A 21980-nucleotide genomic window follows, 5' to 3' on the forward strand; every position below is an offset into this window, starting at 1 on the left:
AAGCAGCTTTCTAATAACGTATTCAGCGGGTGAGGCTACATTTTTGTGGAGGTTAACCAATTTGCAGAGGCAAAAGATTGAGCACCAAGAATAGGAAACATTTTATCACCCATATAATGGTCAAATGCGTGATACCACTCATGGGCCAAACTCCCCGCGCCAGCGTTCTTTGCCAAGGCCAATTGGCGCGTTGCTGGCATATAATGCGCCGCCACACCAGGTCGCCCTCCTTTGCCAAATTGAAGCCCTAAACTACCACGAAGTGAAATCAGCACTTCAGGGCCTTGCAGCACAGCCATTAAATCCGTCAATGCCTGGTGAAAATTGAGCGCGGCGCGATCTCGCTCCTCAGTGGTTACCCAGCGACCCATTTCAATACCACGAAAATCAAACTGACGACGAATGGTTACAAAACTAAGCCCATTGACCTTAACATTCATTGACTCATACCGAATAAAACCCCAAACAAAGCAAGCACTCTCCCTCTAGATTATCACATCAACTCGCTTTCACTTCCTTAAACTAGTCTCTATTTAATTGATTTGAAACATATAAGTCATCTAGCTTTCACGAAAACGTCATGTATGACATGGTCTACTATGCCCGCAGTTAATGAGTCAAGATTATAGTATTTTTGTTTTATTACAGACATCCCGTGTTTTTACAAAGGAATAGTAACCATGAGCCAGTCAATTGATAACACCCGCCGCCGCATGCTTAGTTTTATGGCCGGCGCGCCATTATTACCTCTCGCTGGAGGCATGTTTAGCGCCAAAGCATTTGCAGAAAACATGACTGAGGCGCCTTTATCTTCTGTTAGCTTTGTACCTATGACAGCACCTTCTTTGAGTAACCCTGCTGCAATGGCCACCGCTTACACTAATGCCGCCATGCAATTGAAATTTGAAGATGGCTCTAGCCGCCTAGTGAAATTGGACTATCATCCATTCTTTGTTTCCGGTGATCGCGTTCCAGATGGTAATGGCAATACTCTCGTCGCTGGTGGCTATTATGATATTAATAATAAACCTATTACGGATCCTACTTTTAATAACCGTCAGTTCTTCTCTGACTGTCCAGATGGCTCCAGCCTATTAACCGTTAAAGACGCCAAAGTCGCTGGCGTATACGGCAACCACGTTTTCGCTGTTGTTCAATTTGAATACACCAGCCGCGATGGGGCAGACAATGAAATGTACGGCCGCTTACCTTCTCCGATTGCAATCTTAACGCTAGATCAAAACCCAGAAACCGGAGAACTTAAACTGGTTAAATACCACAATGTTGATACCTCAAACGTCGGCGGCTTGTGGATTACCTGTGGCGCAAGCTTATCTCCTTGGGGAACACACCTTTCTAGTGAAGAATATCAGCCTGATGCGTCTGACACAGATAACGCGCAATTCAAAGCGTACAGCAAACACTTGTTCGGCGATGAAAATAAAGCCAACCCATACAACTATGGTCATATGCCAGAAGTGACGGTTCATAAAGACGGTACAGGTTCCATTGTTAAACATTACTGTATGGGTCGTATTTCCCATGAGCTAGTACAAGTGATGCCCGATGAACGCACTGTATTAATGGGCGATGATTTTACCAACAGCGGTTTATTCATGTTTATCGCAGATAAAGCGGGTGATTTGTCATCTGGCAAATTGTATGCCGCAAAATGGCATCAAACCTCTTCAAAGGGTCCTGGAGCAGGCAACTTATCATGGATTAAATTAGGTGAAGCGAACAGTGATGAAATCGAACGCTTGGTAAAAGCGGGCATTAAATCCACCGATATCATGGACATTCACACCGAAGATCCAAAAGACACTAGCTTCACTAAGATCGGCTACAGCGGCAAAACCAACTGGGTTCGATTAAAACCTGGCATGGAGAAAGAAGCCGCTTTCTTAGAAACTCACCGTTATGCGGCTTTGATCGGAGCGTCTTTGGGCTTTACTAAAATGGAAGGAACGACCGTCAACATCAAAGACAAGAAAGCCTACTCTGCCATGTCTTATATCTATAAAACCATGACCGATGGCAGTTCAGACATTCATGTAGAAGGGCCAAAAGCGGGCGCCGTATACGAACATACGCTAACCGGTGGACAGAAGGATAACCACGGCCACCCAATTGACAGTGAATGGGTGTCGGTTCGCATGGAAGCGCCAGCCAACCTCATCGGTGAAGATTTAGCGGTTCCTGATGAACTGGGCAACACAGCGCATGCTGACCGTATCGCCAACCCAGACAACCTGAAATTCTCTGAGAAATTGCGCACCCTATTTATAGGCGAAGACAGCGGCAACCATGTTAATAACTTTTTATGGGCATATAACGTGGACAGTGGCGAACTCGCACGCATTTTATCAACGCCAGCAGGGGCAGAATCAACGGGTCTGCATGCAGTTGATGAACTTAACGGCTGGACATACATCATGAGCAACTGGCAACACCCTGGTGATTGGGTAAGCCCATTGCATGATAAAGTCAAAGACACACTGGACCCGTACATACGCGCAAACTACAAGGATCGTTACGGTGCCGCGGTAGGTTACCTAACCGGCATTCCTAAATTGTCGTAATACAGTTTGAACACAACTAAAAAGGCGACCTGATGGGTCGCCTTTTTTATCCGTTACCAATACCCTAACCCCTTCCACCACAAGCCCCCGACAATTCCCCAGACGGCTAAATTCACAAGACTCATGATAAAGCCCACAATCCACCAGTCTTCCATAGACACATAACCTGAGCCAAAAATAATCGGCGAGGTGCCTGTTGCGTAATGGGTTAACGACATCATCAAAGACGATGCACCAGCGAGTAATAAACCAAGGAACAAAGGCGGCGCCCCTAACGCTAAACCGGCTGCATAAAAGGCCGCAAACATGGCGGTAATATGCGCAGTGGTACTGGCAAAAAAGTAATGTACATAAAAGTAGACGACAACCAAGATGACCACAGACACCCCCCAACTCAAATGGAATTGCTCAATGTTGCTTTGCACCACGGTCGAGAACCAATGCACTAAACCAAGCTTGTTTAAAAACGTCGCCATCATCACCAAGGCCGAAAACCACACCACAGTGTCCCATGCGGATTTTTCTTTAAGCACATCTTCCCAGCTCAATACACCGGTGACCAACAACACTGATAAGCCCAAAAATGCCACCGCGGTCGTGTTCACCGCAAACTCCGCACCAAAGAACATCGCCGGTACCCCTGCCCACAACAAAAGCAACAGAGCAAACACCGCCACCATGACTTTTTCGCCGTAACTCATGCTCCCCATTTCTGCCAACTTAGATTTTGCGTAATCACTGGCATCTGGCGTAGTTTTAATTTCAGGCGGATAAATTCCATAAATCACTAAGGGCACCAAGGCAATGCATACTAAACCTGGCAACAGAGCGGCCAACGCCCAAGCACCCCAAGAAATACTAATGCTTGCGCCGGTCGCATCCGCAATAAGCTTAACGATAAGAGGGTTCGGCGCCGTTGCTGTAATAAACATCGCCGATGTGATCGGATTGATATGATAGTTCACCAAGGCAAGGTAATGCCCTATCTTACGAGAAGTGCCTTCTTCTGGGGAGGAGCCAAAACTGCTGGCAATAGACTTCATGATGGGGTGGATAATACCACCACCACGCGCCGTGTTACTTGGAGTTACTGGAGCAATGACCAATTCAGCCAGCGCCAACGAATAACCAATACCAATGGTTTTCTTGCCGAACAAAGTAATAAAATAATAGCCAATGCGATTACCAAGACCTGTTTTGGCCAATCCTCTAGAAATCACTATGGCAATACCGATAAGCCAAATGAGCGAATTTGAAAAGCCACTTAGGGCGTCCTTAATCGCCCCCGATGTACTGTCGTTGGTGACACCCGTGATGGCAACCAAGGTGATTGCCAGAATGGCCAACGCGCCGATCGGCATCACCTTGCCAATAATGGCGACTACGGTTCCAACAAACAAAGCCAACAAATGCCAGGCATTTAGCGACACGCCCTCAGGGGCCGGCACCACAAACCAAATACTGGCCGCCAAAGCAATTGAAAAAAAACCAGGGACTAGTTTTACACTACCCACCTTTATACACTCCTTCATCAAGATCAGGGTAAAAACAACAGCAAGCGTCGAGGAATTTTACGGCTGACCTAGCTTTTCTGCGCTGACATAAGTCAGACGCGCCGCAAACAGCAAACACAACGCGAAAAAAGCTCACTGATTCACGCTTGCCAATCGGCTCTAAATGACACCTAGACTTAAAAACGATACAGGGTATTCGAAAATTACAGTCCCTAAAGTGAGCGCCTAATTCCATAGCGATAGGATTAGCGCGACTCTTCAAATGTCTTGAAAGCTGGCGACAAGCTAAAAAACAGATGGATCAGTGTGGTGCCAAAAAATACGACAGGGTCTGGCACAACAAGCTTTAACGAACCGAGAAGCACCCTAGTGCCGTTAGCGGCATTCAAAGTGGGCGTATAAGTGATGTATTTGTGTGAGTAACTTATGAGGATAGCGCGAGAACTCATCACATCTGATCACCTAATAAAGCTTGAATGCCAAATTAGGTGACCAAGAAGTAACGAGAACTTAATGGGCTGGGCCCTAAAACACTTAGCTGAATATCGGCGTTAAGCTTTCATTCATTGCCGTCTGCCATTCTTTGTCTAACGGTGCTTCAAATAACATACGCTCGCCATTGAGCATAATGTCTAAACGTGTGGCATGCAGACATAGGCGTTTAAAGCCAAGGGCTTTAGTTTCCTTTACCGATTCGGCCGGCGAATACTTTTCGTCACCGACAATAGGATACCCAGCATGCAAAGTATGCACGCGGATTTGATGTGTTCGCCCAGTCACTGGCTCACACTCCACCAAACTATAACCGTCAAACTGACGAACTAATTTAAAACGCGTTAAACTTTCTTTACCGTCCGTATGGACTTTAACCACTCGCTCACCAGATTTAAGCTCATTCTTCAGCAATGGCGCATTAACTTGCTGCTTGCGCTTCGGCCAACTGCCGTAAACCAAGGCCAAGTAGGTTTTTTGCACACCTTCTTTTTCTCGCAGCGCCGTATGCAGCTCTTTTAACACGCTGCGTTTTTTAGCCACCATGATCAAACCTGAGGTATCTCGATCTAGTCGGTGAACAAGCTCAATGAATTTCTCTTGGGGGCGCATTTGACGAATCACTTCCACCAAACCAAAACTTAAGCCACTGCCACCATGAACCGCCAGGCCAGACGGTTTATTCACCACAATCAAGCCTTTGTCCTCGTAGACAATGCGCGATTCAATGCTCGCCTTAAGCTTATCCGGCAATGTGGGCTTGTCCGCCACTGGCGCAACAACAATGGGCGCAATTCGCACAATGTCATCATGTTGCAAACGATAGTCTGGCTTAGTGCGCTTCTTGTTTACCCTTATCTCCCCTTTTCGTAAAAGGTTGTATAGCTTGCCTTTTGGCACACCTTTTAACAGGGTAACAAGGAAGTTATCGATCCGTTGACCAGAATTATTCTCGTCAATCGTCACATAGCGTACCGCTGGCCGCGCTGCGGAATTTTGATCTGAGTCCGACATAACCAAAGATTGGTTTCCTTTATAATTGAAGCACTTAGTTTTTACTGTTATATTCACATTCACAGAGGGTAAGAGGCAACAAAACGCCTCGAAGGTAAGACACTGAGAACTGAACAATTTTAGCCGAAGCGACACTTCGGCCCTATATCTTACCTCTGTAACAGTTAAGCTTAAATAATAAACCGCATGATTCGGATAATTCTGTGTCAGAAGAAGGAAATCTCATTAATTGCTCGGCCGCGCGTTCGCGTTGTTTCGTAAAAAAGCAAAAAACGAGACCGGTATAGGACTTTTTGTTATTGATTTGGCGACGACCGCATAAAATCGTTTTATTTTTATAAACGCATCGCGTACTCCATTTGCCTGAACACTACGAATTGCTAACTCTATTCTGGGCTAGGACCTAAATCGGCCCCTTCTACTGCACATTTGTTCGCGTCAGCCAACAGAGTCACACTTATAATGATTAGAATGCTAATAAATGCAACTCAACAAGAAGAGTTGCGGGTCGCCCTTGTCGATGGCCAACGTTTATACGATCTTGATATTGAATCCGGTTCTAGAGAACAGAAGAAAGCAAACATCTACAAAGGCCGTATAACTCGTATCGAACCGAGTCTTGAAGCTGCCTTTGTTGACTATGGTGCTGAACGCCACGGCTTCCTTCCTTTGAAAGAAATCTCTAAAACCTATTTTTCCAAAAAATCCAACCACGATGGCCGCATTAATATTAAAGATGTATTAAGCGAAGGTCAGGAAGTTATTGTTCAAGTTGACAAAGAAGAACGCGGCAACAAAGGCGCCGCTCTGACGACTTTTGTTAGCTTAGCAGGCCGTTACTTGGTGCTAATGCCAAATAACCCTCGTGCTGGTGGTATCTCACGCCGTATCGATGGTGACGACCGCTCTCAACTTAAAGAAGCAATGTCAGGCCTTAAAACCCCAGAAAATGGCGGTTTAATCGTACGTACAGCCGGTGTTGGCCGCTCTACAGAAGAATTACAGTGGGATTTGGATTACCTAGATACCCTATGGACTTCTATCACTAAAGCCGCTTCTGAAAAGCCAGCTCCTTTCTTGATTTATCAAGAAAGTAACATAGTTATCCGTGCCATTCGCGACTACTTACGCGAAGATATTGGTGAAGTACTGATTGATGAAAAAGGCGCTTACCAAGACGCTATTAACTTTGTTATGCAGGTTATGCCGCATTTCAAATCACGCATCAAACTGTACACCGACTCTACACCACTCTTTAACCGCTTCCAGATCGAAACCCAGATCGAAACCGCATTCCAACGGGAAGTTCGTCTTCCTTCTGGTGGCTCGATTGTTATCGACCCAACTGAAGCACTGGTTTCTATCGATATTAACTCCGCTCGCGCAACAAAAGGCGGTGACATTGAAGAAACCGCACTACAAACCAATTTAGAAGCGGCAGACGAAATCGCACGCCAACTACGCTTGCGTGACATCGGCGGATTGGTCGTCATTGATTTCATCGATATGACCCCGGTACGCAACCAAAAAGAAGTTGAAAACCGCATGAAAAATGCGCTTGAAGCGGACCGTGCGCGCGTCCAAATCGGCCGTATTTCACGCTTTGGCTTACTGGAAATGTCACGCCAACGTCTACGCCCATCTCTTGGTGAAACAAGCGGCATTGTTTGCCCACGCTGTAATGGCCAGGGCTTTATCCGTGACGTTGAATCATTGGCATTGTCGGTACTGCGACTGATCGAAGAAGAATGTTCTAAAGAGCGCACCGCTCAAATCCGTGCAGTATTGCCGGTTTCTGTAGCGACCTTCTTACTCAACGAGAAGCGCACCAACATCGCCAAGATCGAAAAACGCAACAGCGTTCATATTATTTTGGTGCCTAACCCGCACATGGAAACGCCTCACTTTGAAGTAGAACGTATTCGCGATGACAGCTCTGTCGTTTCGCAAAACGAAAACAGCTACTCAATTGTTGAGACTCCTGAACAGCCACCTTACGAACCACGTCAGGTAAATGAAAGCACGCGCCCACAAGCTGCGGTGACCAGCATAGCTCCTAAAGCGCCTGCCCCAGCTCAAAGCACGCCTGCTGCAACCCAAAAAGCCGCTCCTGAAAAAGCAAAACCAGGATTGCTAAAACGCTTTTTCACAGCATTGTTTGGCGAAACCACAGCGCCAGAGACAGCAACAACAAGTAGTGCAAAGAAAAATACGAGCAGCGCGAAGCCTAGCCCACGCACAGAGCGTAATAGCAGCGAACAACGCACACCTGCAAACAAAAACAGCAATCGCAACAACCGTAATAAACGTGCCAAGCACCAAAATGCGGATCGTGATTCTAATGCAGTAGAAAGCAAAGAAAACACTCGCTCTACTCGTCAATCACGTCGCGAACAAGCGGAAGCCACTGGTGAAAAAAGCAATCAGCGCAATAATCGCTCACGCAACAACAAAGCAGATCACAAACAAGATCAGCAAGACAATAAGAACGACAAAAAAGCCAACCAGCCAAAAGCGGTAGCAAAAGAAAAAGTTGTTCCTGAAGTCGCTGAACGAAAACGTGATCGCAACGATAACCGTCGTCGTAATGGCAAGCTAAAAGAAGACATTCAAGCGACTGAAAAATTGCGTGAAGAAGCCGAAAGTGCTGCAGCAGAAGCCGCATTACTAAGCACTGAAGAGGCTCGTAATAACGACTCTGGTGATACTGATGACGCACCTCGAGAACAACGCCGCTCGCGCCGCTCTCGTCGCTCCCGTCAACGCGGTCAAAAAGCGGAAGGTACAACGGCAGAACAAAATCCAGAGAATACCGACAGCTCGGTAGACTCTAATGCTGCCAATGCACCTAAAGCCGCTACGAAAACAGCGACAACCAGTGAAAACGTTAACGCGACTGAAGAGCAAAATCAGGTAAAAGCCGCTCCAGCAGAGCAAGCTGACACAGCACCGGCAGAGACTGAAAAAACAACCACTAAGGTTGAAGAAGTACCTGCTAAAGCTGAAGAAGCACCTGCTAAGGTTGAAGAAGCACCTGCTAAGGTTGAAGAAGCACCTGCTAAGGCTGAAGAAGCAACCGCTGAGGTTGAAGCAGCACCTGCTAAAGCTGAAGAAGCACCTGCTAAGGCTGAAGAAGCAACCGCTAAGGCTGAAGAAGCAACCGCTAAGGCTGAAGAAGCAACCGCTAAAGCTGATGAAGCACCTGCTAAGGTTGAAGAAGCAACCGCTGAGGTTGAAGCAGCACCTGCTAAAGCTGAAGAAGCACCTGCTGAGGTTGAAGCAGCACCTGCCGAGGTTAAAGAAGCACCTGCGAGTGAGAAGCCAAAAGTGTCCGTAAAAGCACAACTTGCAGAAGCATCAGAGCCAAAGCAAGAAGCAAAGGCGGAATCAACACCAGAGCAGGAAAAGGCTGAGAACGCGGCTGAACCACAGCAGGAAGCAGAATCTGCTCCGACTGAGCAAGTCACGCTGGACGCTGATGCCGACAAACCTAAGACTCGCACTACTCGCACACCTCGTCGTGGTCGCGGTAAGCCGGCAGTAAAAGCCGCAACGGTGAAAAAAGAATCCGTTGAATTACCCGCTGCTATTTTGGCGCAGCAGGAGAAGATGAAACAAGAGTTGGCAGAAAAACGTCAAGCCTCTTCAGCTCGCCGTCGTTCTTCAGCAACAGGCCGAGTCAAAAATGACCCGCGCCTTGCACGTGAAGAAGCAAGCGCACCGCAACAAGCCCAAGCTGAGACTTCTGAAACAGAATAGAAGGCTCAGAAATGCAAAGTAAAAGCCCGCATGAAAATGCGGGCTTTTTTGTTTAACTTGTCCCGTCCTGAAATAGGTTTACACAATCCCCCTCCCCCCTAAAATGCGCTGATTTAAAGCAGACCTCTTTAAGGCGACAGCAAGCATCAATCACACAGCGCAATGTTTAATGGCTTTTAAATTCGCACTAGTTGATAGTTGAGCGTGTCGCAATAACAGGCTGATATTCCCTTCGGCATGTAAAGCAGATCCAGAGCCCTTGTTGACAAAGAAGGCAGGGGGAATTAGCCGGAACCAATCCATTCTCACAGTCTCTTTTACTTACTCAAAAGAAAGTCCAGCAAAAAAACTCAAAGGCGCCTGCGAGCACCGCAAAGCTTATCAACACGAGCCCAAACGGCATGCTGATTATAATAGACAAAGAATATGGCGCTGGTTTGCGATAAAAGCTTGTGTCCGCTCTATCTAGACAACTAGCTAAAGAAAGACATTGAAAGTAATAAAAGGTAGCAAAGATTGCAGGCCAATGGCCTTGAAATGGAAAACGCTCGAGCAAGCACAGCGAGCGTTTAATCTGTAGACAGCAGACCAGGCCTTATCAGGAAAAGCCTGTCTTTTTATGCATTAAAAAAGTGTGATAGACACGGTTTAGGCGCCGATAACGGCATTATAGTCAGAGATAGCAACGCTTTTTGGCACTAATAGTGCGGCACTGTCCTCTACCCAACCAATCAAATTGGGCATGTTCTCTAGCCCTTTACTACTGACGATTTCGATACTTCCCCTGACCTCACCAAGCCAAGCTGGCAACACTTCTGGATAAGCTTGCTCCAGTCGACGCATCAATTGCGCTGTGACCCCTTCACTCGGCTCAATAATCTCACATTGAGCCCCTAAGGCATCAGTAAACAACTCCTTAACCAAAGGATAATGGGTGCAAGCCAACACCAAGGTATCCACATCTGACTGAATCATTTCTGCACACAATGTACGGACCGTCGCTTCAACTTGCACCTTGGAAGTCGGCCAGTCATCTATCGCGTACGCCAATGACGCACTCGACATAATTTGTACGCGGCTGTCTTCACGCCACCGCTCAATCAACTCACCCAAGCGCTCACTTGCCGCCGTCAAGGGGGTTGCCAATACCGCGACATGGCGCTTTTTACTCATGCGAAAAGCCGGTTTTACCGCTGGCTCCACTCCAATTACAGGCAATGCTGTTACAGCTCGCAACTGATCTATGGCGCAGACGGTCGCTGTATTACAAGCAACCACAATAGCGTCAACCTGCTCGGCATCAAAAAACTGCGCGATTTTAATGATTCGCCCCTGTATGTCAGCTGGTGTTTTTTCACCATATGGGGCAAATTCTTCATCGGCGAGATATAACAAATCGAGCGCTGGAAATTTCTGGCGAATAGCATTCAAAATGGTTAAGCCACCGGCCCCCGAGTCCATAATGCCAATTTTCAACTCTCTGCCTCCTTGCTAACCACTCGCGCAGGAAGCTCAACTGGCTCTCTTTCTAATTGCACACCGTAGCGCTCGAAAACAGACTGCTGGATAAGCGCCTCTAGCTCCAATAATGGCGAGGCTTGCAGGGCAGTGTAATTTACCAATACTAGGGCTTGTTTTTTGTACACCCCAACCCCTTTGTCGCGATAGCCTTTCCAACCCGCTTGATCAATCAACCAGCCTGCTGCTAATTTGTAGCCCTCACCAAAAGGAAATGACACCAAATCAGGAAAGCGCTGAAGTAAATCTTCATGTACTTTCACAGACACTACGGGGTTTTTAAAAAAGCTGCCCGCATTCGCAAGCTCTTTAGGGTCTGGCAATTTACTACGCCGTACTGCACACACAGTTTCAAACACACCAGCTAGGCTAACCTCGGGGCCAATATGATTCTTCAAGCCACCATAATTTAACACAAACGCCGGACGCTTAGACAAGCGCAACTCGACCTCAGTAATAATATAACGACCCTGCCATTTGCCTTTAAAATGACTATCTCGATAAGCAAAACCACAGTCTTGTGCCGCTAGCCACTTCACTTCTCCAGTATCGATGGCCAACACCTGAACACGCTCAATGACATCTTTGACCTCTACACCATAGGCGCCGATATTCTGCACTGGCGCTGCACCTACGGTCCCAGGAATCAAAGCAAGGTTCTCAATACCATACCAAGACTGCTGAACACAGTGTTCGACCAAAGAATGCCAATGCTCTCCCGCCGCCACACTCAAGCTGACGCTGTCATCGTCTTCTGCTGTTAAGCGCACACCAGACAATTGATTGATAATGACTAAGCCTGCAATATCACCACACAGCAACAAGTTACTGCCACCACCAATCACTGTGATGGGCAGTTGCTGAGCTTGTGCCCAAGCAACCACTTCTAGCAAAGCGCCTAAGTGCTCTACTTGAGCAAAAAATTGCGCTTTTGAAGCGAAGCGAAAAGTATTAAATGGGCTAAGTGACACTCCCTTTTGCAGACAAGCAGGCATATCGGAAAGTGTATTTTTTGATGCGTGTATCATGGACAAGATGATTCCTAATCGTGTGACATGAGGTGGTCAATAAAGTGTTCTGAAATGACAGTCAAATGCTCACGCATTCGTATAAAGCCATCCTCTTGACCATAATAAGGATCTGCCACTTCACCTAAGGAAACGCCTGTCTGATAAGCACCAAACATAACCAGTTTGGCTTGACTTTGTGCTGGTTGAATCGCTTTTAAGTTGGCAAGATTCGCCGCATCCATAGCGACAATCCAATCGAACTGCTGAAAATCTTCTTCCTTCACCTGCCTTGCTTGCTGCATACTAATATCAATGCCTTGCTCTGCCAGCGCTCGAATCGAACGCGGATCAGGTGAATTTCCAACATGGAACACAGCTGTGCCGGCTGAATCAACCTCTAACTTCAAGCCCTTATATTGACTTGCGGTAAATGCCAAAATACCTTGCGCCGCAGGGGAACGACAAATATTCCCCAGACATACCGTCAGTACTTTAATGGTTTTCACTTTGCTGAGCCTGAGTCCAGTCTTTCTTCGGCGTTCAAAGTACGCGCCTCAGTCTCCAAAAGAACAGGAATGCCATCTCGTACAGGGTATGCCATACCACCAACTTTACTGATCAACTCAGTGCCATCTTCCGATAACGTAAGCGGCGCTTTAGTAACTGGGCAAACTAAAATATCCAATAGAGCTTTATTCATGATTGTTTCTCTTCTTTTATATGTTGTAACTTATTAATTAAGCTGACCGTCAGTGCATCCGGTAACACAAGTGACACAGGCAAATACCATATATTAGGGTTAGTTAAAGGCAAATCCTGACATTTTACTGCGTCTTTTTCTGTCATAATAACGCCCCCTTCTAGCGGAATATCCCCTTCTTGGTAGGCATGATGATCGGCGAACCAAGCAACAGAATCCGGCTCTTCCAAACCCAAGCCTTTAAGCGTTTGCATAAAACGCTCTGGGTTGCCAATACCCGCCATAACATGCCACTGGCTGGTGCTTGAAAAGGCATCCGAAAAAGCCAATTTTTGCGAGCCATCAAGGGACACCAAATGCGCAGAGGATAAGTTAGCGGTTAACACGGAACGCTCCTCACCTGATGACGCTAGCGCGATTAGCGGCTTAGTCATCTGTTTTGCAATACTAACCACATAGTCCACACTGTCCAGACGCTCTTCTGGCTCGCGCAACGGCCCAACTGGCAATAAACAGCCATTTCCAATGCCGCGCTGAGCATCCACCATGGCAATCTCAATATCACGGTTTAATGCATAGTGCTGCATGCCATCATCACAAATAATCACATCAACCGATGTCGTTGATAATAAATGTTGAATGGCGATCGCTCGCCTTGGGTAAACAACCGTTGGACACTGGGTACGACGAGCCAACATGGCAGGCTCATCACCCACTTCGCAAGCCATACTTTGTTCATCAATCAAGACGGGAGAGGTCAACTTAACCCCATGACCACGGGACACTATACCAGGCCGAAAACCGTTATTGCGTAACAGCTCACACAAAGCCACCACCATGGGGGATTTACCGGTACCACCTACACTGATGTTACCGACCACAACAACTGGTACCGGGGCTGTATAAGATAAACTTGGGTTGGCAAGAAAGGCCGCACGCTTGTTGTACACTACTTTTTTGACCAGCGGCATTAATGGCAAAAAAACCTTGGTCCAAGGACAGTTTCCATACCAAGCTTTGCTGAATAACCACTCTAGATTCACTCGTCTTGCTCTCTTTGTGCGGTATGAGCAATCTTAGCAATGCCCAGTTGCGCTGCGGCGTCATAAACGTTTAACACCATCTCATAAGGCGCCTTAGCATCGGCAGTGATAATAAGCGGTCGCTTATTATCACCTTGCGATACTTCTTGGATCCCTTTAACTAAAGTTGAGACTTTTTCGTTGACTAGGGTACGGCCATTAATAACATATTGCCCATCACTGGTAATGACAATCTCTACATCCTGATTACGATTAGCGGCGGCTTCACCGCGGGTTGCCGATGGCAGATCAATGGTTAACTCAGTGCTGTGATTAAAGGTTGTACTGACCATAAAAAAGATCAGCAATAGAAACACTACATCAATCAGTGGCGTGAGGTTTATCTGCACGTCATCAATTTTTTGACGTCGAAATTTCACTGCCCCACTCCCGCTTTGGTTTCTCTGTCATTATGAAGAGCATCGACCAATTTGGTTGACTGCTGCTCCATGCTCACCACGACCTCGTCGATTTTACGACTAAAGTAACGATGAAAAATCAGTGCTGGAATGGCGACCCCTAAACCAGCAGCCGTGGTTAACAGCGCCTCTGAAATACCGCCCGCCAATAAGGCTGTATTGCCAGCCCCTTGCTCCATCAATACGGAGAAAACCTTGATCATTCCGACCACGGTTCCCAACAAACCTAACAATGGCGAAATTGCAGCAATGGTCCCTAAGCTGCTCATAAAGCGCTCTAAATCATGAATCACATGACCCGCTGCCTCTTGCATGCTTTCTTTCATGGTAGCGCGGCCATGTTTTGAATTTAAAAGCCCTGCAGCAAAAATAAAAGACAAGCCTGTGGTCGCTTGCATGGAGCGAATATAATCCAGTGACATACGATCATCACGTAACCGTGACATCACATCCAACAAAAGGTTTTGCGGGGCAACCCGAGATTTACGCAGCACCCAAAAACGCTCAATAATGATCGCAAGGGTTAGAATTGAACAGGCCAATAAAGGCCACATAAAAAAACCGCCAGTCTGGATAAAGGTTAACACTGCGAGCTCCCATATAAATTTGAGGTTAATTTAACATAAACTCTAACTTTTCAACACGCCTGCAAGTGTCAGATTTAAAGAGAAAAATTGAAAACGAACAGGCCAAATGACGCACTTCCACCACACCATTCTCACGCCTAAATAGCAAGGCTTCGCCAGGCTCAATAGAGAGCCAGTTAATTTTCAACCCCGCCAACCTAGCCTGCAATGCTAAAGACGGAATTTTATTCATCACTATCCAGTCAATTTCACCGCTTAATAACACCCTAGGGGTTAACTCCTTAGTGTTTGACGTTAGCAAAAGCGCTAAAGAATTCCACTGACTTTGCTCATTAAATAAAACCAACAAACGCTTTGATACATCCTCTCGGGACCAACGACTGGTAAATTGGATCTGCGCGGCTCGCTCAAAAGCAAGCTCTCCACCTTTATTCACTACCTGATACTCAACTTGCGATACCTTTTCTCTGGGCACCAATAACACCCCCCAGATCAGCAGAAAACACAACCAACCACGTCTTAAAGGCCACTGCCAAATCCAAAACACCACCAAAAATAACAGCAACCCCTTAGCAATGGGATGCAGAAAACGGTCAAAGCTCAGCATGGGTAAGCCAAAGGCAGCGGCCTCCAGAGCCCTGATCACCCACTGTAACCCCATATCCAACAGCCAATACAAATAATCCGTTTGTAAGACAAACCCTTCCAAGCTGGCTAACGCGGCCATCGGAAACCACACAAACGCAGCCAGAGGCACCATAAATAGGTTAAGCGGAATCGAAATAATCGATACCGCTGCCTGCCACCCCCAAATAAGCACCATTGAGGCCGTTGATAGCATCAATTGAAGTAAAAATACCCTTATCCATCGGCCACTAGATTGAGTAAACGCAATCAACAAGCACACCAAACTAAATGACAACCATAAGCCAGGCTGCAATACCGCCCGCGGGTCAAGCAGCAACATACCCCACAAGGCAAAAGTCACCACTTTATAAGGCGAAACTTGAAGCATCAGAACTCTTGATAGTAAATACAGGCTCAACATAATGGATGCTCGCACTACCGGAGCACCCCAATCTGTTAGGTAGGCATAAAACAACAACATAGGCATAATGATTAACGCATCAAACTGCCAACAATTAAGCCCGGACAACACCCAACTTTGCGCAGAAAAACGCCAGCAAAGACGACTAAAAATCCGGCCAAAAACAAACACAAAGCCAGTATGAAGCCCAGACACCACAAATAAATGCGCCAAACCTAATGCGCGCACCATCCACTTGTCACGCTCATCCCAACCATCATCATTACCAAGCAATAAGGCGCGCGTAAAACGCCAACTTTCATACCGACTAAAGACAGCATCAAGTTGTTCATTAATAAATCGCCTTAACGGGATAGCCATGTCTTGCGCCGGTATAAGTGGTTTATCTAGTCTCACTAAATTCCTATCGACCTGTCCTTCAAGCAAAGCGGGGATCCGTTCACGGTAGAGCTTTTTTTCAAGCCAACTGCCTGCTTTATTGGCCACAGTAACCTTCGTTATCCCGACCTCAACGCTGTTTTTCGGCGCCAGCGCAACAGAATCAAATCTCACTTTTTCGAAGTAATGGGATTCACCATCGGAGCCAGACAAGGTTAACGCAACGCTTTCACCCTTTAGCAATAGCAGCGGCTGCTCGCCTTTGTTGTATAAAGCCTGTGTGGGTTGATCAAAAAATAGTGTTTTTGTGTTTAATAAAGAAAACTTAGGCTTTGCCACATTTTCACTTAACTGCCAGCTAATCAGGGAAAGAAAGGTCAAAAACAGCAGCCAGAATCGATGAGTGCCGATTAAATAGAGACACACCAGAATGATATGAGTAGAATACAGCCACTGATATTCGCTTGGCACCAAAATGGCGCCAATCAAGATTAAAACACTTAGTAACATAAGACCTCCATGTCTTAAATTGCTAACCTAACTTATACCTGCTTATGCCGAAGCGTTATTTAAAGAAGTACATTCCAAATCCAGAAAAGCTAAAAGAAAACAAAGCCTTAAGTTTACTAGGTAAGCAGATATATGAAGCGGACTTATGGCATTTAAATCGACGGTCTGTCGCTAGAGCTTTTTTTAATGGGCTATTTTGGGCCTTTATTCCTATGCCGTTTCAAATGGTGGCATCGGCCCTGCTTGCCATCCCGTTACGCGCCAACATTCCACTTTCCATCGCGCTGGTATGGATCACAAACCCGCTAACCATGCCCTTTGTGTTTTATTTCAATTACAAGGTTGGCAGCTTGATAATAGGCGCCGACAAGGACAAAGATTTTCATTTGTCCGTCGAATGGATCTGGGCAAAACTGGAACACATCTGGGTTCCCTTATATTTAGGCTCTATTACTTCTGGACTTGTATTTGGCGCACTCGCCTACCTCACCATCTTATTAGTATGGCGGATTCATGTAATAAAGCGCTGGAAAGAACGAAAAAACCGCAGAATTTAGCTTATCACGCTAAAAAACAAATCAAAAAAAGCACTCAACTGAGTGCTTTTTTACGCCTAGATGACCGCTAAGCTACACGCTTAGTTATCAATGGCTACCAGATCACCTTGCGATAAACGGTACGCGGAGTCCATCCAACCAAGCATCTTCTCATCATGGGTAACGATTAAGAAGGCCATATTATGGGAAACTTTCAGCTCATTGATAAGCGCCTGGATATCCTGAGAGGTTGCCTCATCTAGATTTCCCGTTGGCTCATCCATCAACACGCAGGCTGGTTTATTTGCTAAAGCTCGCGCAATTGCCACCCGTTGTCGCTCGCCTCCTGATAACTGAGAAGGCTTGTGATTAAGACGCTCACCAAGACCCACTTGCACCAAAAGTTGCTCACCTAGCTTTTTCGCTTGCGACTTTGATACGCCGGCGATCCACATCGGCATCATCACGTTTTCTAACGCTGAAAATTCGGGCAATAAGTGATGAAATTGATACACAAAGCCCATCTCTTTATTACGCATTTTTGCGCGCTTAGCGTCTTTAATGCTCGACCAAGATACCCCAGCCAAAGTGACTGTGCCACTGCTGGCTAGATCTAATCCTGCGAGCAAATTCAACAAGGTCGTCTTACCTGAGCCTGATGCCCCAACGATGGCGCACGCCTCACCTTTGTGAAGGCTAAAATCGATAGAACGAAACACATCAATGGTTTGTTTGCCATCTAAGTACTGCTTAGATAAGGCCTGACATTCTAATACCACATCCTTATTCATAACGAAGCGCCTCTGCCGGTTCTACTTTCGATGCACGCCACGCTGGGTAAATGGTAGCCGCAACCGTCATTATAAAGGCGCTGCTAACAATCATCTTCACATCTGACCATTCTAGCTCTGAAGGCAAATAATTAATAAAGTACACATCTGAACTTAAAAATTGAACACTCAGTACGTGCTGCAGCCAGCTGACAATACTGCTTACATTCAACGCCAGAGTGATACCCAACGCCAAACCAATCAAGGTCCCTAATAAACCAATAAACATACCCTGAACAATAAACACAGCCATGACCTGCCGTGACGTTAAGCCCATGGTGCGCAAGATCGCAATGTCATTGCGCTTATCCGTTACTACCATCACCAAGGTTGAAACAATATTAAAAGCCGCCACCGCGACAATCAGTAGAAGCAGCAAACCAATCATGGTCTTTTCCATTTTTATGGCATGAAAAAGATTGCCATGAGTACGGGTCCAATCACTGACTTTATTTAACCCAGGAATAGCACGCGCGATATCCCAGATTTCAGTTGGCGCAACGAATAAATCATCAAAGCTAATGCGTAAGGCTTCCACATCATCTTTATTGTATCTTTTTAATTTTGCAGCATCTTGTACATTGATATAAGCAAGACTACTGTCTAATTCTGCCCCTACCTCAAACACGCCCACTAGGGTGAAACGTTTTAACACAGGACTAACGCCAACAATGGAAACACTGGCTTGAGGCAAAATTGCGGTCACCTTATCCCCTATTTTCACTGCCAACATTTTGGCCAGTTGAGAGCCTAACACTATGCCAAATGGCGTTTGGTTCAAGGCATCCAATGAGCCTGACACCATATGATCATCAATGATGGAAACTTTTTTCTCCATCTCTGGATTAATGCCATTTAGCAGTGCACCGTGTACACTGGCGCCAGACTGGAACATCACCTGCGCTTGAGTATGAGGCGCAACCCCAACCACATGAGGCATTTTTTCAATACTTTGCATGTCTTTCCGCCAGTCCTTTAATACAGGATCACCCCATAAAGTGGCGTGCGGAACCATACCTAAAATACGCTGCTGCAACTCTCGGTCAAAACCATTCATAACGGATAACACGGTTATTAGAACAGCCACACCGAGAGCCAAACCGGCTATGGAAGAGAAACTAATGAAGGAAATAAAATGGTTTGAGCGCTTAGCTCTGGCGTAACGCAAACCGATACGGATAGGAAGAAAATTAATCAAAAGTGAACCCTTATTCGCAAAAAATGAAGGGGCACAATAGAGCCCCTTCATTGACAATGGCGTCACCCAGTATTAAGCGTCGAAATCGATACCGATACGACGACCTACATCCTCGTAAGCCTCAATAACACCACCTAAACCCTGACGGAAGCGATCTTTGTCTAGTTTTTCGTTGGTTTCAGCGTCCCATAGACGGCAGCCATCAGGAGAGAATTCGTCGCCTAAAACGACTTCACCCTTAAACAAACCAAACTCAAGTTTGTAATCAACCAAAGTCATGCCACCTTCAGCAAACAGCGCTTTAAGCACATCGTTCACCTTATATGTAAGCTCTTTGGCTTTAGCAAGATCTTCTGCTTTAGCCCAACCAAATGATTCAACATGTGCTTCGTTGATCATAGGATCGCCTAATGCGTCGTTCTTAAGAAACAGTTCAAAAGTTGGTGGGTTAAGTACCAGACCCTCTTCGACACCTAGACGACGGCAAAGGCTGCCGGCGGCAACATTACGAACAACACATTCAATTGGCATCATATCCAAGCATTTAACAAGACACTCGGTATCGCTCAATAGCTTTTCAAAATGCGTCGGAATACCCGCTTCTTGTAGTTTGCTCATAATGAAGGCGTTGAACTTGTTGTTCACCATGCCTTTACGATCTAACTGTTCGACTTTTTTTCCATCAAATGCCGATGTGTCATCACGAAACACTAGAACCATTTTGTCAGGATCATCTGTCTTAAATACAGATTTTGCCTTACCTGCATATAGCTCTTGTCGTTTTTCCATTGGAGAATCTCCGGTTTTTGCTGTGAGGGTTAAACTTTATTTTACAAAACGCTGCGCTAAAAGAAACGAGGTTATTTTAGGTGTTGGCGAGGACGTCACATCAATCACCAAGAAATCACCTGCTTTTTGATGAATAATAGAATAGTGATATTCACTTTCATCCCACGCAGCGCTCTGTTCTGGCGTTGGGTTTGGGGCAACCGCGTCCATTTTGCCTGCTACTAAAGGCATCACCGTAAGGGTGTTTTCTTTACCAGCTACAGGGGCTAAGCTCGCCGCCTTCAATTGCTTTGACAATGCATTCTGCACGCTTTGCGTTGGGTCTAAATGAATCGCCAATACACCACGATGATCGATCCAAACATGAAACGGTGCTTTACCGCCTTGTTCAGACAAATACACTGTTTTCTTATTAAGTTGTCTCGCCATGTCACCCCACAAACGCAATGTGTCGGCATACATGTCGTTACGAGTGGTTGGACTCAACCAATCTGTCGTCGCTTCTCCACGGTCTTCTACTCGATATTGAACGCCAACCAGCGTTCCTTGTTCAGACTTGGTAAAAGAAAAGGAGAACACAATTTGCTCTGGGAACTCACGTGATACATGATTCCAAACCGAAGCCCACCACCCTTGTTTTACAAACTGAAAAGGCACACTAACGATCTGAGTATCTGTATCGCTGGCAATCGATTCCCCATCGCCATGCAAGGCCATCAGAAAATCTTTTACCATTTTCTTGGATTCAGTGAGAGTCGCTGGCACATCCAAGACCACTCGATTGGCTTCCATCCGGACATCAACTTTTGCCATCGGGTAAAAAACAAACGAAGCTCTGGGTACCGTAAATTTAGAATTTGGTGCCACATTAGCGATGTCATTTTCATGGGGAATCACTAAATCGTCACGAATTCGCAGCGAACCTTCTGGTGCTTGCAATACCACGCTGTTTACTTTGTCATGACGATAGTCATCCGAGTTATCCTTGAGCACAGTGCTACAACCAGACAACACAGAAAATAATGCACCGATACCCACTAACTTGATCGTTGTTTTATTCATAAAGAAAGGATTCCTGCTTGCACCATTGCTTGTTTCACTGCTTCATGATGCGCTTCTGATAACACGGTCAATGGTAGACGTATGCTGTTCTCACATAAGCCAAGCTGAGCACATGCCCATTTAACTGGGATAGGATTAGATTCAACAAACAAATTCATATGCAGCGGGGCAATACTTTGATCTGTTGCATAAGCGGCTTCTGCATCGCCAGCTAAGGCAAATTCTGCTGCTTGTGAAACCGCTTTAGGCGCTACGTTTGCCGTCACTGAAATGTTTCCCTTAGCACCTAATAACATAAGCGCCACTGCTGTTGGGTCATCACCTGAATAAACGGCAAAACCTTCTGGCAAGGATTGTATCAGCGCTTCACCACGCTCTATATTGCCAGTAGCATCTTTGATACCCACAATATTATTCACCGATGCCAAACGCACTACCGTTTCATTTTGCATATCACAGGCAGTACGGCCGGGGACATTATAAAGAATTTGTGGGATATCTACCGCTTCAGCGATCGCTTTGAAATGCTGGTATAAGCCTTCTTGCGTCGGCTTGTTGTAATAAGGTGTGACCAATAAACAAGCATCTGCCCCTGCGTCTTTTGCCGCCTGAGTAAGGTCGATTGCTTCATGGGTAGCATTCGCCCCAGTTCCTGCAATAACCGGCACTCGACCATTCACAGTTTTAATAACCTGGCGGATGACATTGGAGTGTTCTTCAGGCGTTAATGTAGAAGACTCACCGGTTGTACCCACCGCAACAATACCGTGGGTCCCTTGTGAAATGTGAAACTCTACAAGATCATCTAACTTCTTTGAGTCCACCGCTCCATTCGTTGTCATAGGGGTAATGAGAGCGACTAAACTACCTGTGATCATTTCGAGCCTCCAATAAAATAATAAGCGAGCATATAGTACCGTTCGGACTCCCGTTTAACAATATTGCAGAGCTG

The 21980-nt window shown here is 46.1% G+C and carries 19 protein-coding genes; 3 read left to right on the top strand and 16 right to left on the bottom strand.

All coding sequences use genetic code 11. The features are described 5' to 3' along the window. Nucleotides 1–35 precede the first annotated feature (35 nt). Nucleotides 36–440 (bottom strand): hypothetical protein, encoded by a 405-nt coding sequence (locus DFP81_RS18555; protein WP_342769961.1) that lies wholly within the window; start codon nt 438–440, stop codon nt 36–38. Nucleotides 441–680: 240 nt separating this feature from the next. Here DFP81_RS18555 and DFP81_RS04380 point away from each other — a divergent pair, with 240 nt between their 5' ends. Then, on the top strand, nt 681–2582 hold the full coding sequence (locus tag DFP81_RS04380; RefSeq protein ID WP_115896537.1) for a PhoX family protein: 1902 nt from the start codon (nt 681–683) through the stop codon (nt 2580–2582). 53 nt (nt 2583–2635) lie between these two features. Here the strand turns inward: DFP81_RS04380 and DFP81_RS04385 are convergent, their stop codons facing one another. Together DFP81_RS04385 and rluC are read right to left on the bottom strand one after the other, a co-directional pair. Further along, complete coding sequence (locus tag DFP81_RS04385; protein ID WP_245959079.1) at nt 2636–4096, bottom strand: DASS family sodium-coupled anion symporter; 1461 nt, start codon at nt 4094–4096, stop codon at nt 2636–2638. A gap of 534 nt (nt 4097–4630) precedes the next feature. Beyond that, nucleotides 4631–5602, bottom strand: a complete 972-nt coding sequence (gene rluC / locus DFP81_RS04390; protein ID WP_115896539.1) for a 23S rRNA pseudouridine(955/2504/2580) synthase RluC — start codon at nt 5600–5602, stop codon at nt 4631–4633. A gap of 462 nt (nt 5603–6064) precedes the next feature. Between rluC and rne the strand changes: the two genes are divergently transcribed. Next, entirely contained in the window at nt 6065–9361 is a 3297-nt protein-coding gene (gene rne / locus DFP81_RS04395) for a ribonuclease E (RefSeq protein ID WP_115896540.1), read from the top strand. Between the two features lie 648 nt (nt 9362–10009). Here the strand turns inward: rne and murI are convergent. From murI to DFP81_RS04435, 8 genes are read right to left on the bottom strand one after another with little or no spacing between them, the layout of a single operon-like run. Next, the gene (gene murI / locus DFP81_RS04400; protein WP_115896541.1) at nt 10010–10837 is read right to left on the bottom strand and encodes a glutamate racemase; all 828 of its coding nucleotides are present in this window, start codon (nt 10835–10837) and stop codon (nt 10010–10012) included. Next, a complete protein-coding gene (murB, locus tag DFP81_RS04405; protein ID WP_245959080.1) occupies nt 10834–11907 on the bottom strand; it encodes a UDP-N-acetylmuramate dehydrogenase in 1074 nt (357 codons plus the stop codon). Before murB ends, murI begins: the two co-directional genes overlap by 4 nt. A 14-nt stretch (nt 11908–11921) precedes the next feature. Continuing rightward, nucleotides 11922–12395 carry a low molecular weight protein-tyrosine-phosphatase gene (locus DFP81_RS04410; RefSeq protein WP_115896542.1) on the bottom strand — a complete coding sequence of 158 codons (474 nt, stop codon included), beginning with the start codon at nt 12393–12395 and terminating at the stop codon, nt 11922–11924. Continuing rightward, nucleotides 12392–12589 carry a Trm112 family protein gene (locus tag DFP81_RS04415; RefSeq protein ID WP_115896543.1) on the bottom strand — a complete coding sequence of 66 codons (198 nt, stop codon included), beginning with the start codon at nt 12587–12589 and terminating at the stop codon, nt 12392–12394. Before DFP81_RS04415 ends, DFP81_RS04410 begins: the two co-directional genes overlap by 4 nt. Beyond that, a complete protein-coding gene (gene lpxK / locus DFP81_RS04420; protein ID WP_115896544.1) occupies nt 12586–13632 on the bottom strand; it encodes a tetraacyldisaccharide 4'-kinase in 1047 nt (348 codons plus the stop codon). The genes DFP81_RS04415 and lpxK overlap by 4 nt, the downstream gene beginning before the upstream one ends. After that, nucleotides 13629–14051, bottom strand: coding sequence for an ExbD/TolR family protein (locus tag DFP81_RS04425; protein WP_115896545.1), 423 nt, complete (start codon nt 14049–14051; stop codon nt 13629–13631). Before DFP81_RS04425 ends, lpxK begins: the two co-directional genes overlap by 4 nt. Further along, nucleotides 14048–14677: a MotA/TolQ/ExbB proton channel family protein gene (locus DFP81_RS04430; protein WP_115896546.1), complete on the bottom strand. Its 630-nt coding sequence runs from the start codon at nt 14675–14677 to the stop codon at nt 14048–14050. Before DFP81_RS04430 ends, DFP81_RS04425 begins: the two co-directional genes overlap by 4 nt. A gap of 25 nt (nt 14678–14702) precedes the next feature. Then, the gene (locus DFP81_RS04435) at nt 14703–16613 is read right to left on the bottom strand and encodes a ComEC/Rec2 family competence protein (protein WP_115896547.1); all 1911 of its coding nucleotides are present in this window, start codon (nt 16611–16613) and stop codon (nt 14703–14705) included. Nucleotides 16614–16657: 44 nt separating this feature from the next. Between DFP81_RS04435 and DFP81_RS04440 the strand changes: the two genes are divergently transcribed. Further along, a complete protein-coding gene (locus tag DFP81_RS04440; RefSeq protein ID WP_115896548.1) occupies nt 16658–17170 on the top strand; it encodes a DUF2062 domain-containing protein in 513 nt (170 codons plus the stop codon). An 80-nt stretch (nt 17171–17250) separates the two neighbouring features. Here DFP81_RS04440 and DFP81_RS04445 read toward each other — a convergent pair whose 3' ends face one another. The 5 genes from DFP81_RS04445 to dapA all read right to left on the bottom strand — a co-directional run bounded on the left by DFP81_RS04445 (nt 17251) and on the right by dapA (nt 21906). After that, on the bottom strand, nt 17251–17940 hold the full coding sequence (locus tag DFP81_RS04445; RefSeq protein ID WP_115896549.1) for an ABC transporter ATP-binding protein: 690 nt from the start codon (nt 17938–17940) through the stop codon (nt 17251–17253). Continuing rightward, the gene (locus DFP81_RS04450; protein WP_115896550.1) at nt 17933–19177 is read right to left on the bottom strand and encodes a lipoprotein-releasing ABC transporter permease subunit; all 1245 of its coding nucleotides are present in this window, start codon (nt 19175–19177) and stop codon (nt 17933–17935) included. The genes DFP81_RS04445 and DFP81_RS04450 overlap by 8 nt, the downstream gene beginning before the upstream one ends. A gap of 72 nt (nt 19178–19249) precedes the next feature. After that, nucleotides 19250–19966 (bottom strand): phosphoribosylaminoimidazolesuccinocarboxamide synthase, encoded by a 717-nt coding sequence (gene purC, locus DFP81_RS04455; RefSeq protein WP_115896551.1) that lies wholly within the window; start codon nt 19964–19966, stop codon nt 19250–19252. Between the two features lie 36 nt (nt 19967–20002). Next, nucleotides 20003–21028, bottom strand: coding sequence for a hypothetical protein (locus tag DFP81_RS04460; protein ID WP_115896552.1), 1026 nt, complete (start codon nt 21026–21028; stop codon nt 20003–20005). Next, the gene (gene dapA, locus DFP81_RS04465; RefSeq protein ID WP_115896553.1) at nt 21025–21906 is read right to left on the bottom strand and encodes a 4-hydroxy-tetrahydrodipicolinate synthase; all 882 of its coding nucleotides are present in this window, start codon (nt 21904–21906) and stop codon (nt 21025–21027) included. Before dapA ends, DFP81_RS04460 begins: the two co-directional genes overlap by 4 nt. Between the last annotated feature and the right edge of the window lie 74 nt (nt 21907–21980).

It is taken from the genome of Marinomonas pollencensis, from assembly GCF_003387375.1.
GTDB lineage: Bacteria > Pseudomonadota > Gammaproteobacteria > Pseudomonadales > Marinomonadaceae > Marinomonas > Marinomonas pollencensis.